Here is a 13,755-nt window from a genome sequence, read left to right as displayed (position 1 = left end):
TCCAGCGACTTGTTCCTTGCCGTCGCGTTGCGACGGTCCCTCTGATCTTCCCGGGCCTGGCCCGGACAGCCAGTGGAGTCCCCCATGCAAGACGCTGCCAGCCACGCGCCCGCGAGTGCCGTGACGCTGCCCACCGAAGCCATCGCGGCCGCCGTGCGGGCGCTCACGCCGTACATGATCGAGACCCTGTCGCAGCTGGTGGCGGCGCCCAGTCCCTCGGGGCAGGAGCAGCCGGCGGTGGCCGTGATGGAGCGCGCCTTGCAGGACCTGGGGCTGGAGCCGGAGCGCATCTACCTGAACTCCGATTCGCTCAAGCACCTGCCGCTGTTCTCGCCGCCCTGCTGTCCCGACGGCGGCCGCTACAACCTGCTGGCGGCCTACCGCCCGCCCGTGCCGGGCGGCCGCTCGGTGCTGTTCAACGGCCACCTCGACGTGGTCCCGACCGGTCCGGACGCGATGTGGCGCCAGTCGCCCTACGCGCCTTTCGTCGAGGACGGCTGGCTGTACGGCCGCGGTGCCGGCGACATGAAGGCCGGCATCGTGTGCGCGCTGGCCGCCTTCAAGGCGCTGGACGCGCTGGGCGCGCGCCCGGCGGGCGCGGTCGGCTTCAATGCGGTGCTGGAGGAAGAGAACACCGGCAATGGCGCGCTGGCCACGGTGGCGGCGCTGCGCAGCGCGGTGGGCGCGGGCAAGCTGGCGTCCTTCGACACGGTGGTGATCCCCGAGCCGCTGGGCGAGTGCCTGATGAGCGCGCAGATGGGCGTGTTCTGGATGTTCGTCGAGCTGACCGGGCGCCCGGCGCACGCGGCCTACATGACGTCGGGCGTCAATCCGGTCGAGGCCGGCATCGCCGTGGTGGCCGGCCTGCGCGAGCTGGAAGCCGAGTGGAACCTGCCGCAGAACCGTCCCGCCGCCTATCGCGAGCATGCCCACCCGATCAACTTCAACCTCGGCCAGATCCATGGCGGCGAGTGGAATTCCTCGGTGCCGTGCACCTGCACGCTGGGCGTGCGCATCGGCTTCTATCCGGACATGGACGTGAACGATGCCAAGGCGCGGGTCGAGGCCTGCATCCGCGCCACGCTGGCGCGCCTGGACAGCAACCTCGACCTTGCCATCCGCTATGAGGGCTTCCACGCGCCGGGCTGCGAGTTCGATCTCGACACGCCCAGCATGGCCGCGCTGGGCGAGGCCCACCGCAAGGTCCACGGCGAACCGGTGCGGCGCCAGGCCACCACGGCCACCACCGATGCGCGCCACTTCAAGCTGATGCTGGAGACGCCCGTGACCTGCTACGGGCCGGAGGCACGCAACATCCACGGCATCGACGAATCCGTCTCCATCGACAGCATGGTGCGCGTGACCACCACGCTGGCGCAGTTCATCCACGACTGGTGCGGCGTCGAGCCCGCCGGCGTGGCCGGCTGAGGCGCCCCTGAGGCGCTCCTGAGGCGCCCGATGGCGAGCCTTGCCGTCACGCGGGGCCGGGCGGGCATGTCCCGCCGCGGCTTTACCCGGATTCCGACGACTCCGACGACTTCCACGCACCCACTCAGAGGGAACTGAACGATGACATTCCATTCACCACTGCTGAAGCAGCGGCTGGGCGCGCGCCTGGCCTCGATGGCGCTGGCGCTGGCCGGCATCGGTTTCGCCGCGCTGGCGCTGCCGGCCGGCAACGCCGCCGCCCAGACCGTCGGCGGCACGTTGTCCGGCATCGTGCAACCCGAGCCGCCCACGCTGATCAGCGCGATGAACTCGCAGGCGCCGACGCAGTACGTGGCCGGCAAGATCTACCAGAGCCTGCTGACCTACGGCCCCGACCTGAAGCCGCGCCCCGAGCTGGCCAGGTCCTGGAAGATCTCGCCCGATGGCCTGACCTACACCTTCGAGCTGCAGAGCGGCGTGAAGTGGCACGACGGCAAGCCCTTCACCTCGGCCGACGTGGTGTTCTCGGTCGACAAGATGCTGCGCGAGGTGCAGCTGCGCGCGCGCGCCATCATCAACAAGTACATGGAGTCGATCCGCGCGGTCAACGACACCACCGTCGAGATCAAGCTCAAGGAGCCGTTCCCGCCCTTCATCTCGATGTTCGAGGCCGGCACCATGCCGATCATGCCCAAGCACCTCTACGAGGGCACCGACTACCGCAACAACCCGGCCAACCAGAAGCCGGTCGGCACCGGTCCCTTCATGTTCAAGGAGTGGAAGAAGGGCGCCTATATCAAGCTGGTGAAGAACCCCAACTACTGGAAGAAGGGCAAGCCCTACCTCGACGAGCTGGTGTTCTACGTGATCCCGGACTCCGCCTCGCGCGCGGTCGCCTTCGAGAAGGGCGACGTGCAGGTGCTGCGCGGCGGCGACGTCGACAACGTCGACGTCAAGCGGCTGCGCGCCCTGCCCAACGTGGACTACACCACCAAGGGCTGGGAGATGTTCGCGCCGATGTCCAACCTGCTGATGAACACGCGCAAGCCGCCCTTCAACAACGTCAAGGTGCGCCAGGCGGTGATGCATGCGCTCAACCGCAAGCTGATCGTCGACAACATCTTCTTCGGCATGGGCAAGCCGGCGGTGAGCCCGTTCTCGTCGACCACGCTGTTCTTCGACAAGAACATGCCGGCCTACGACTTCAACCTGAAGAAGGCGCGCGAGCTGATCAAGGAGTCGGGCGTCAACGTGGGCCAGTACCCGGTCAAGATCCTGTCGTCGTCCTACGGCGCCAACTGGGACCGTCTCGATGAGTACATGAAGCAGATGCTCGAGCAGCTCGGCTTCAAGGTCAGCATCGAATCGGCCGACGCCGGCACCTGGTCCAGCCGCGTCAGCAACTGGGACTTCGACCTGACCGCCACCTACACCTACCAGTACGGCGATCCGGCGCTGGGCGTGGAGCGCCTCTATGTGACGCGCAATATCGTCAAGGGCACGCCGTTCGCCAACGTGCAGGGCTACAGCAACCCGCAGGCCGATGAACTGTGGGCCAAGGCCGGCGCCACCATGGACCCGGCCGAGCGGCAGAAGATGTACAGCCAGGTGCAGCAGATCCTGACCACCGACGTCGCCGCCGGCAACCTGTTCGAGATCGAGTTCCCCACGCTCTACCGCAAGAACGTGAAGAACCTGGTGACGACCGCGATCGGCCTGAACGAGTCCTTCGACAACGTCTCGATCGAAAAGAACTGAGCGCGGGACGCGCGCGCGGTCACCGCTGCGCGCCTGACCCGCCTCCTCGCCGGGCCGGCTGCGGCCGCGCCCGGCGCGAACGGCAGGTGTCCGCCGTCGCCCCGCCTCGTGCCGGGGCACGGCGGGCACGGGCCAGACCTTGCCGCGTGGAGTGAGCCGTGAACTTCCTCTCCTTCCTTTCCGCCCGCCTTGCCAAGGCCATCGTGGTCGTGCTCGGCGTGGTGATCATCAATTTCTTCCTGATCCGCATGGCGCCGGGCGATCCCGCCACCGTGCTGGCCGGTGAAGCGGGCGCGGGCGACGCCGCCTTCGTCGGGCAGCTGCGCGAGCAGTTCGGCCTGGACAAGCCGGTGCTGACCCAGCTCGGCATCTACCTGAAGGGCGTGGCCACGCTCGACCTCGGCTACTCCTACCGCAACCACCTGCCGGTGCTCGACCTGATCCTGGACCGGCTGCCCGCCACCTTCCTGCTGATGAGCGGGGCCTTCCTCTTCTCCATCGTGATGGGCGTGATGCTGGGCGTGGTGGCGGCGCGCACCCGCTACGAGAACCGAAGGCGCTGGGTCGACAGCGCGGTCATGTCCGGCGCGCTGCTGCTGTACGCGACGCCACTGTTCTGGCTGTCGCTGATGGCCATCATCCTGTTCTCGGTGGTGCTGGGCTGGTTGCCGGCCTTCGGCATGGAAAGCGTGGGCGCGGGCTACACCGGGCTGGCGCGCGCCAGGGACGTGGCCCTGCACATGGTGCTGCCGACCATCTCGCTGGGCTGCTTCTTCATGGCCGTGTACGTGCGCCTGACGCGCGCCTCGATGCTGGAGGTGATGGGCATGGACTTCGTCAAGACCGCGCGCGCCAAGGGCGTGCCGGCCGGCCGCGTGGTGCGCGTGCACGTGCTGCGCAACGCGCTGCTGCCGGTGGTGACCTTCGCCGGCATCCAGCTCGGCCAGATGGCCGGCGGCGCGGTGCTGACCGAGACCGTGTTCTCCTGGCCCGGCATCGGCCGGCTGATGTTCGATGCCCTGCTGCAGCGCGACTACCAGCTGCTGCTCGGCATCTTCTTCGTCACCTCGGCGCTGGTGGTGTTCTTCAACCTGCTGACCGACATCCTCTATCGATTCATCGACCCGCGCATCGCCGTGGGTGCCAAGGGAGCCGCGGCATGAAATCCTTCCTGCTTCGCTACAGCCGCAACTACGGCGCGGTGGCGGGCCTGCTCGTGCTGCTGGCGGTGATCGCGCTGGCCGTGCTGGCGCCGCTGGTCTACGAGGACTCGCCCTGGCTGATGGTGGCCGAGCCGCTGACGCGGCCCTTCACCGATGGGGCCTATCCGTTCGGCACCGACATGCTGGGCCGCGACATCACCGCCGGGCTGGTCTACGGCGCGCGCGTCTCGCTGCTGGTGGGCGTGATCTCCACCGGCGTGGCGCTGGTGTTCGGCATCCTGATCGGCTCGGTGGCGGGCTACTGCGGCGGCCGCGTCGACGATGTGCTGATGCGCTTCACGGAGTTCTTCCAGACCATCCCGCAGCTCGCCATGGCGGTGGTGATCGTGGCCATCTTCAACCCGACCATCTATTCCATCGTCGGCGCCATCTCGGTGGTGTCGTGGCCGCCGGTGGCGCGCCTGGTGCGCGGCGAATTCCTCACGCTGAAGCAGCGCGAGTTCGTGCAGGCCGCGGTGGTGATCGGGCAGAAGCCGCTGCGCATCATCTTCACGCAGATCCTGCCCAATGCCATGTCGCCCATCATCGTCTCGGCTTCCTTCATGGTGGCCACCGCCATCCTGACCGAGTCGGCGCTGGCCTTCCTGGGCCTGGGCGACCGCAACATGATGAGCTGGGGCTTCATGATCGGAGCGGCGCGCACCATGATCCGCGAGGCCTGGTGGATGAGCGTGTGGCCCGGCGTGGCCATCCTGCTGACGGTGCTGTCGATCAACCTGATCGGCGAGGGCCTGAACGACGCCATGAACCCCCAGCTGCGCCGCCGCGGCGAGTAGGAGACCCACGCCATGCATCTGATGCAAGCCAATCTAGGCGCCAACCCGGCCACGCGCGACGGCGCGGCGCCGCTGCTGTCGATCCGCGACCTGTCCATCGCCCTGCCCGCGGGCGGCGACCGGCCCTACGCGGTGCGCGACGTGTCCTACGACCTGCACGCGGGCGAGATCCTCTGCATCGTCGGCGAGTCGGGCTCCGGCAAGTCGATGAGCGCCAACGCCATCATGGGACTGCTGCCGTCCTACCTGAAGCCGGAGCGCGGCCGCATCCTGTTCGAGGGGCGCGACCTGCTGGCGCAGGACGAGGCCACGCTGCTGGGCATGCGCGGCAAGGACATGGCCATGGTGTTCCAGGAGCCGCTGTCGGCGCTCAATCCGGTGATGACCATCGGCGAGCAGATCGCCGAGGTGATGCGCGTGCACCATGCCTATCCGGGCGAAGCCTGCCAGCGCCGCGTGCTGGAACTGCTGGAGTTCGTCGGCCTGCCCGATCCGGCCGCGCTGGTGCACAGCTACCCCTTCCGCCTGTCGGGCGGCCAGCGCCAGCGCGTGGTGATCGCCATGGCGCTGGCGCTGGAGCCCAAGCTGCTGATCGCCGACGAACCCACCACCGCGCTCGATGTCACCACGCAGGCGCAGATCCTGGCGCTGATCCAGCGCATCCAGGCCGAGAAGGGCATGGGCGTGATGTTCGTCACCCACGACTTCGGCGTGGTGGCCGAGATCGCCGACCGCGTCGCGGTGATGGAGAAGGGCGTGCTGGTCGAGGCCGGGCCTGCGGCCCAGGTGCTGAACCATCCGCAGCACCCCTATACGCGGCGCCTGATCGCGGCGGTGCCGCACGGCCGCGCCGGCGACGGTGCCGAGGCGCGGCGCAAGGAGGAGGTGGTGCTCGACGTGCGCGGCCTGCGCAAGACCTATGTCTCCGGCGGCGGGCTGTTCGCGCGCAAGCGCGTGGTGCACGCGGTCGATGGCGTCAGCTTCTCGGTGCGGCGCGGCGAGACGCTCGGCATCGTCGGCGAGTCCGGTTCGGGCAAGTCGACCATCGGCAAATGCCTGCTGCGCCTGACCGATATCGACGGCGGCGAGCTGCATTTCGACGGGCAGGATATCGCCCGCCTGTCCGAGCGCCAGTTCCGCCCGCTGCGGCGCGACGTGCAGATGATCTTCCAGGATCCTTTCGCCTCGCTCAACCCGCGCCATACGGTGGGCCGCATCATCAGCGACGGCCCGGTCGCCAACGGCGTGCCGCCGGCGCAGGCCGAGGCGCGCACGCGCGAGCTGCTGGAGCTGGTCGGCCTGGAGGCGAGCGCCTTCGACCGCTACCCCAACCAGTTCTCGGGCGGGCAGCGCCAGCGCATCGGCATCGCGCGGGCGCTGGCGCTGGAGCCCAAGCTGCTGGTGGCCGACGAATCGGTCTCGGCGCTCGACGTCTCGGTGCAGGCGCAGGTGCTGGCCCTGCTCGATACGCTGCAGCGCAAACTGGACATCGCCCTGATCTTCATCACCCATGACCTGCGCGTGGCGGCGCAGATCTGCCACCAGGTCATCGTGATGCACAAGGGCAAGGTGGTCGAGTCCGGCCCGCCGGACCAGATCTTCGATGCCCCGCAGCACCCGTACACGCAACGCCTGATCGGCGCCATTCCCGGCAAGGAGTGGGACCCGTCGGCGATCCGCGCCGCCGCCTAGGCGACGGCATGCCCCCACCGCCAATCCACCATTCCGCTAATCCAGCCGAACCCGACCCATGGGAGCCTCACAGATGAAGAATGCCGAACTGGTCCGCCGCAAGGACGCCGCCACCCCGCGCGGCGTCGGCGTGATGTGCAATTTCTACGCCGAGCGAGCCGATAATGCCGAGATCTGGGACGTCGAAGGCAAGCGCTACATCGACTTCGCCGCCGGTATCGCCGTGCTGAACACGGGCCATCGCCATCCGCGCCTGGTGCAGGCCATCGAGCGCCAGCTCGCGCGCTTCACCCATACCGCCTACCAGATCGTGCCCTACGCCAGCTACGTGGAGCTGGCCGAGAAGATCAATGCGCGTGCGCCCGGCCGCTTCGCCAAGAAGACGGCCTTCTTCACCACTGGCGCGGAGGCCGTGGAGAACGCCATCAAGATCGCCCGCGCGGCCACCGGCCGGCCCGGCGTGATCGCCTTTTCGGGCGGCTTCCACGGCCGCACCATGATGGGCATGGCGCTGACCGGCAAGGTGGTGCCCTACAAGGTGGGCTTCGGCCCCTTCCCGGGCGAGGTCTATCACGCGCCCTATCCCTGCGAACTGCATGGCGTCACGGTGGAGGACTCGCTCAAGAGCCTGCAGCACCTGTTCAAGGCCGACGTCGATCCGCGCCGCGTGGCGGCCATCATCTTCGAGCCGGTGCAGGGCGAGGGCGGCTTCAACGTGGCCCCGCCCGCCTTCGTCGAAGCGCTGCGCGCCCTCTGCGACGAGCACGGCATCCTGCTGGTCGCCGACGAGGTGCAGACCGGTTTCGGCCGCACCGGCAAGCTGTTCGCCATGGAGCACTACGGCGTGGTGCCGGACCTCACCACCATGGCCAAGAGCCTGGCCGGCGGCATGCCGCTGTCGGCCGTGTGCGGCCGCGCCGAGGTGATGGACGCGCCGGCGCCCGGCGGCCTGGGCGGCACTTATGCGGGCAACCCGCTGGCGGTGGCCTCGGCGCTGGCCGTGCTGGACGTGCTGGAAGCCGAACAGCTGCCGGCACGCGGCGCGCTGCTGGGCGAGCGGCTGGTGGCGCGGCTGCAGGCCCTGCAGCCGCGGGTGCCGCAGATCGCCGAAGTGCGCGGCCTCGGCGCCATGGTGGCGGTCGAGTTCCGCCAGGCCGACGGCAGCCCGGACGCGGCCTTCACGCGCGAGGTGCAGAACCGCGCGCTGGAGCGCGGCCTGCTGCTGCTGTCGTGCGGCGTGTACGGCAATGTGATCCGCTTCCTGTTCCCGCTCACCATTCCCGACGGAGTGATGGAGGAAGGACTGGATATCCTGGCCGACGTGCTGACGCGCTGACGCCAACCGCACCGGAGCAAGCAGATGACGAGAGCCCAGGCAGTGCCGACCGTGCAGGTCGACAACGAACGCGTGACGGTGACCGAATGGCGCTTTGCGCCGGGGGCCGAGACCGGCCATCACCGCCACGGCTACGACTATGTGGTGGTGCCGATGACGAGCGGCCCGCTGCGCCTGCAGACACCGGCCGGCGAAGTCACCAGCCAGCTGGTGGCGGGGCAGGCCTATTACCGTCCGGCAGGGGTCGAGCACAACGTGATCAATGCGCACGAGGGCGAGTGCGTCTTCGTCGAGATCGAGATCAAGCGCCCGCCCGCCGATGGGGCGGCATCATGAGCGAGGGCGCAGTGACCGTGGCGACCGCAGCGGGCACGGCGCCGCTGCGCGAGCGCAATGGCGGGCAGATCCTGGTCGAGCAGTTGCGCATCCAGGGCGTCAAGCGCGTGTTCCTGGTGCCGGGGGAGAGCTACCTGCCCTGCATCGATGCGCTGCACGACCACCAGGATGCGATCCAGCCCATCGTCTGCCGCCAGGAGAGCGGCGCCGGCTACATGGCGGAGGCCCACGGCAAGCTGACCGGCGAGCCCGGCATCTGCTTCGTCACGCGCGGGCCCGGCGCCACCAATGCCAGCATCGCCGTGCATACGGCCTACCAGGACTCGACGCCGATGATCCTGTTCGTCGGCCAGGTGGGCAACGACTTTGCCGAGCGCGAGGCCTTCCAGGAGATCGACTACCGCCGCATGTTCGGCCAGATGGCCAAGTGGGTGGCGCAGATCGACCGTACCGAGCGCATCCCCGAGTTCATCGCGCGCGCCTTCGCGGTGGCCACCAGCGGGCGTCCCGGCCCGGTGGTGCTGGCGTTGCCGGAGGACACGCTGTGGGGCAAGGCCAGCGTGCCCGACATGCCGCGCTACCAGCGCGCGCGCAGCGCGCCGGCACCGGCTGCGCTCGATGCGCTGCAGACCCTGCTGGCCGGCGCGCGCCGGCCCTTCCTGCTGGTCGGCGGCTCGGGCTGGACGGCAGCGGCGCTGCGCGACCTGGAGACCTTCGCCGAGCGCTTCGACCTGCCGGTGGGCGTGGCCTGGCGCCGGCTGGAGTGCTTCGACAATCACCATGCCAACTATGCCGGCCATGTCGGCTGGGGCATGGACGATGCGCTGCGCGCGCGTATCCGCGACGCCGACCTGCTGATCGCGGTCGGCACACGCATGGGCGAGGCGACCACCGAGGGCTACACGCTGGTGCAGAGTCCGCTGCCGCGGCAGACCCTGGTCCACGTCTATCCGGATGCCGGCGAGCTGGGGCGCGTCTTCCGCGCCGAGCTGCCGATCGCCGCCGACGTGGTGTCCTTCGCCGCCGCGGCGGCGGCCCTGCGCCCGGCCGCCGAACCCGCCTGGCGCGGCCTGGCGCGCGCCGCCCATGCCGGATTCCTGGCCCACCAGCAGGCCCGGCCGGCGCCGGGGCCGCTCAACCTCGACCGGGCGGCCTGCGTGGTGCGCGAGCGCCTGCCGCGCGATGCCTGCCTCACGGTTGGCGCCGGCAACTATGCGCTGTTCCCGCACACCTACTACCGCTTCCAGGGGCCCGGCACCAGCCTGGCGCCGACGGTGGGCTCGATGGGCTACGGGCTGCCGGCCGCGATCTCGGCCAAGCTGGAATACCCGCAGCGCACCGTGGTGTGCTACGCCGGCGATGGCTGCTTCCAGATGAACCTGCAGGAGCTGGGCGTGGCGATGCAGTACCGGCTCGGCATCGTGCTGCTGGTCTTCAACAACGGCATGTGGGGCACCATCCGCGCCCACCAGGAACGCGAGTTCCCGGGCCGCACCATCGCGCTGGAGTTCGACAACCCCGATTTCGCCGCGCTGGTGCGCGCCTACCGGGGCCACGGCGAGGTGGTGCAGAGCGACGCCGAGTTCGGCCCGGCGCTGGAGCGCGCGCTTGCCTTCGCGCAGGAGCACAGCCTGCCGGCGCTGATCGAGATGCGCTACGAAGCGGATGGCATCGCTCCCGGACAGACCTTGTCCGGCATCCGTGCGGCGGCGCTGGCGCAACGGGCGCCGGCCGCCGTGCCCTGAGGCGCACCGCCCGGCACCGTGCGGTGCCGGGCGGGCACCTGCCATGGCGCGGGCCGCCGCCGGCCCGCGCGCTTACCAAGAGAACACCACAAGATGCGCGCTTTCTTCTCGGATGACCAGTTGTTGCACCAGCCGCGCCAGTTCATGCGCGCGGGACGGCTCTGCGAGCCGACCGACGTGCCCGCGCGCGCCGCCGCGCTGCAAGGCGCGCTGGCCGGCCGCGGCATCGCGCTGGCGGCGCCGCCGGACTACGGTCGCGCGCCGCTGGAAGCCGTGCACAGCCCGGCCTACCTCGACTTCCTGGAGCAGGCCTATGCCGATTGGCAGGGCCTGGCCAAGCCCGGCTTCACTCCGGGCATCGAAGTGCTGCCCAACCTTTCGCCCTACCACAACGGCCGCATCGAGCAGGGACGCCGCCCGCCATGCCCGGCGGATTCGGTGATCGCGCGCGCCGGCTACTATCTCGGCGACCTGAGCTGCCCGCTCGGCCCGGACAGCTGGCGCGCCATCCTGCGCTCGGCGCATAGCGCGGTGGCGGCGGCGCAGCATGTGTGCGAGCCGCAGCACCGCTGCGGCCTGGCCTACGCGCTGTGCCGCCCGTCGGGCCACCACGCCCACAGCGACCGCGCCGCCGGCTTCTGCTACGTCAACAACTCCGCCATCGCCGCCGAGACGCTGCTCAAGCGCTTCGGCAAGGTGGCGGTGCTGGACGTGGACGCCCACCACGGCGACGGCACCCAGCAGATCTTCTACCAGCGCGCCGATGTGATGACGATCTCGCTGCATGCCGACCCGTCCGGCTACTACCCGTTCTACAGCGGTTACGCCCACGAGCGCGGCTACGGCGCCGGCTACGGCTACAACCTCAATTTCCCGCTGGCCCACGGCACCGAGGACGCCGGCTTCCTGGCCGCGCTGGACAGCGCGCTCGACGCCCTGCGTGACTACCGCCCGCAGGCCCTGGTGCTGGCGCTGGGCTTCGACACCTATATGCACGACCCGATCAGCGTGCTGCGCCTCGGCATGGACGCCTACCGCGGCATCGGTGCGCGCATCAATGCGCTCGGCGTGCCCACCGTGGTGGTGCAGGAGGGCGGCTACGAGGTCGACGCCATCGGCCTGGCGCTCGATGCCTTCCTGTCCGGCTTCATGCCGGTGGCGGCCTGAAGCAGCGGGCCGGGGGCGCGGAGCGCTCCGGCCCGGCACAGAACCACAGCAGGGGCGCCGGCCCGGCGCCCGATTTGGAGCCCCTTCATGACGAATCTGCAGATCAATGGACAGCGGCTGTGGCAGTCGCTGATGGACCTGGCAAGGATCGGCGCCACGCCCAAGGGCGGCAATGCGCGCCTGGCGCTGACCGCGCTCGACGGGCAGGGGCGCGACCTCGTGTGCGGCTGGATGCGCGAGGCGGGCCTGACGGTCACGGTCGACCAGGTGGGCAATATCTTCGGCCGCCGCGCCGGGCGCAATGCCGCGCTGGCACCGGTGATGACCGGCAGCCATATCGACACCCAGCCGACCGGCGGCAAGTTCGACGGCTGCTTCGGCGTGCTGGCGGGCCTGGAGGTGATGCGTACGCTCAACGACCACGGCATCGAGACCGAGGCCCCGCTCGAGCTGGCGATCTGGACCAATGAAGAGGGCACGCGCTTCGTGCCGGTGATGATGGGCTCGGGCGTGTTCGCCGGCGTTTTCCCGCTGCAGACCGCGCTGGAAGCCACCGACGCCGAAGGCAAGCGCGTCGGCGACGAGCTGCGCGCGATCGGCTACGCCGGCGCGGCCGAAGTGGGCGGCCGGGCGCTCGGCGCCTATTTCGAAGCGCATATCGAGCAGGGGCCCATCCTGGAGGAGCAAGGCAACGTGATCGGCGTGGTGACCGGCTCGCTGGGCCTGCGCTGGTACGACGTGACGGTCACGGGCATGGAGGCGCACGCCGGCCCGACGCCGATGCCGATGCGGCGCGATGCGCTGTTCGGCGCCACCTTCCTGATGCAGGAAGTGGTGCGCATCGGGCGCGATTTCGCCCCGCACGGGCGCGGCACGGTCGGCGTGGTCAACGTGCATCCGGCTTCGCGCAACGTGATTCCCGGGCAGGTCCGCTTCACCGTGGACCTGCGCCATGAGGATGCCGCGCAGCTCGCGCAGATGGACGCGCGTTTCCGTGCCGCCTGCGAGGCGCTCGCCGCCGGCGACACCACCGGCACCGCGCTCGACGTGACGGTGCAGGACGTGCAGTATTTCGCGCCCACGCCGTTTGCGCCGGAACTGGTGGCGCAGGTGCGCGCGCAGGCCGCCGCGCGCGGCTACGCGCACCAGGACATCGTCACCGGCGCGGGCCACGACGCCGTCTACATCGCCGGCGTGGCGCCGACGGCCATGATCTTCGTGCCGTGCAAGGACGGTATCAGCCACAACGAAGTGGAAGATGCCCGGCCCGAGCACCTGGCGGCCGGCGCCGACGTGCTGCTGGGCGCGATGCTGGCGCAGGCCGGGTCATGAGCGGCGCGGCGCGCGGTGCGCCGGCCGAATGGCGCACCGGCGCCTGGATCTTCCTGTGCGTGGTCGCATTGTTCGCCACCGTCGATGCCACCGCCAAGCACCTGGTCGGACGTTATCCCGCGCCCTTCCTCAATGCGGTGCGCTATGCGGCCACCTTCGCCGTGGCGCTCGGCATGCTGGCGGTGCGCGGCCGCGCGCGCTGGTGGGACACGCCGCACCGCGCGCTGCTGGTGGTGCGCGGCCTGATGCTGGCAGTGGTGGGCACCTGCTTCATGACCGCGTTGCTGTGGATGCCGCTGGCCGAGGCCACGGCCATCTACTTCATGGCGCCGCTGCTGGTGGTGGCGCTGTCGCCCTGGGTGCTGGGCGAGCGCGTCGGCGCGCGCCAGTGGCTGGCGGTGGTGGCGGGCTTCGCCGGCATGCTGCTGATCGTGCGCCCGGGTGGCCGGCTGCCGGCGCTCGGTACCGCGCTGATGCTGGCCGCGGCGCTGGCCTATGCGCTGCTGCAACTGCTGACGCGGCGCATGGCGGGCCGCGTCGACGCCGGTGTGCAGTACGGCTTTGCCGCGGTGATCTGCCTGCTCGCCACCGGCGTGCCGGCACCCTTCTTTCCGCCGGCGGCCTGGCCGGGCCTGGCCGACTGGTGCGCGATGCTGGCCATGGGCCTGATGAGCGCCGCCGCGCAGGTGCTGCTGATCTTCGCGCTGCAACGTGCGCCGGCTTCGACGCTGGCGCCGCTGAACTATTTCCATCTGCTGCTGGCGCTGCTCTACAGCGCACTGTGGTTCGGTCGCTGGCCCGACGGCGTGGCCCTGGCGGGCATCGGCCTGATCATGGCCGCGGGCTTGAGCCTGACGCTGCCGCGGCGTACTTCCCCGTCACTGCCAGAGATGGCGCGTCGATGACACCCCGCGGGCCCGGCCCCGGGGTCCGTGGACCGCCGGAGCGGCGCGTGCGGACGG

At 70.1% G+C, this 13,755-nt stretch carries 11 protein-coding genes; all 11 read left to right on the top strand.

Annotation, left to right across the window (positions count from 1 at the left end; translation table 11 throughout):
• Window positions 1–84: 84 nt before the first annotated feature.
• On the top strand, window positions 85–1,428 hold the full coding sequence (locus tag BKK81_RS21400; protein ID WP_071017527.1) for an ArgE/DapE family deacylase: 1,344 nt from the start codon (window positions 85–87) through the stop codon (window positions 1,426–1,428).
• A gap of 195 nt (window positions 1,429–1,623) precedes the next feature.
• Window positions 1,624–3,186, top strand: a complete 1,563-nt coding sequence (locus BKK81_RS21395; RefSeq protein WP_071021964.1) for an ABC transporter substrate-binding protein — start codon at window positions 1,624–1,626, stop codon at window positions 3,184–3,186.
• 158 nt (window positions 3,187–3,344) lie between these two features.
• Entirely contained in the window at window positions 3,345–4,349 is a 1,005-nt protein-coding gene (locus BKK81_RS21390; RefSeq protein ID WP_071017524.1) for an ABC transporter permease, read from the top strand.
• Window positions 4,346–5,185, top strand: coding sequence for an ABC transporter permease (locus BKK81_RS21385; RefSeq protein WP_071017522.1), 840 nt, complete (start codon window positions 4,346–4,348; stop codon window positions 5,183–5,185). Before BKK81_RS21390 ends, BKK81_RS21385 begins: the two co-directional genes overlap by 4 nt.
• A gap of 21 nt (window positions 5,186–5,206) precedes the next feature.
• Window positions 5,207–6,877 (top strand): ABC transporter ATP-binding protein, encoded by a 1,671-nt coding sequence (locus BKK81_RS21380; RefSeq protein ID WP_071021962.1) that lies wholly within the window; start codon window positions 5,207–5,209, stop codon window positions 6,875–6,877.
• A 73-nt stretch (window positions 6,878–6,950) separates the two neighbouring features.
• The gene (gene gabT / locus BKK81_RS21375) at window positions 6,951–8,213 is read left to right on the top strand and encodes a 4-aminobutyrate--2-oxoglutarate transaminase (RefSeq protein WP_071017520.1); all 1,263 of its coding nucleotides are present in this window, start codon (window positions 6,951–6,953) and stop codon (window positions 8,211–8,213) included.
• Window positions 8,214–8,237: 24 nt separating this feature from the next.
• Window positions 8,238–8,549: a cupin domain-containing protein gene (locus BKK81_RS21370; protein WP_071017518.1), complete on the top strand. Its 312-nt coding sequence runs from the start codon at window positions 8,238–8,240 to the stop codon at window positions 8,547–8,549.
• Window positions 8,546–10,294 (top strand): thiamine pyrophosphate-binding protein, encoded by a 1,749-nt coding sequence (locus BKK81_RS21365; RefSeq protein WP_071017516.1) that lies wholly within the window; start codon window positions 8,546–8,548, stop codon window positions 10,292–10,294. Before BKK81_RS21370 ends, BKK81_RS21365 begins: the two co-directional genes overlap by 4 nt.
• 93 nt (window positions 10,295–10,387) lie before the next feature.
• Entirely contained in the window at window positions 10,388–11,461 is a 1,074-nt protein-coding gene (locus BKK81_RS21360) for a histone deacetylase family protein (protein ID WP_071017514.1), read from the top strand.
• A gap of 87 nt (window positions 11,462–11,548) precedes the next feature.
• Window positions 11,549–12,793, top strand: coding sequence for a Zn-dependent hydrolase (locus tag BKK81_RS21355; protein ID WP_071017511.1), 1,245 nt, complete (start codon window positions 11,549–11,551; stop codon window positions 12,791–12,793).
• On the top strand, window positions 12,790–13,698 hold the full coding sequence (locus tag BKK81_RS21350; RefSeq protein ID WP_071017509.1) for a DMT family transporter: 909 nt from the start codon (window positions 12,790–12,792) through the stop codon (window positions 13,696–13,698). Before BKK81_RS21355 ends, BKK81_RS21350 begins: the two co-directional genes overlap by 4 nt.
• Window positions 13,699–13,755: the final 57 nt, after the last annotated feature.

It is taken from the genome of Cupriavidus sp. USMAHM13 (genome assembly GCF_001854285.1).
Lineage (GTDB): Bacteria > Pseudomonadota > Gammaproteobacteria > Burkholderiales > Burkholderiaceae > Cupriavidus > Cupriavidus malaysiensis.
The sequence above is the reverse complement of the archived record's forward strand: the minus strand, read 5'-3'. Positions and strand labels throughout refer to the sequence as shown.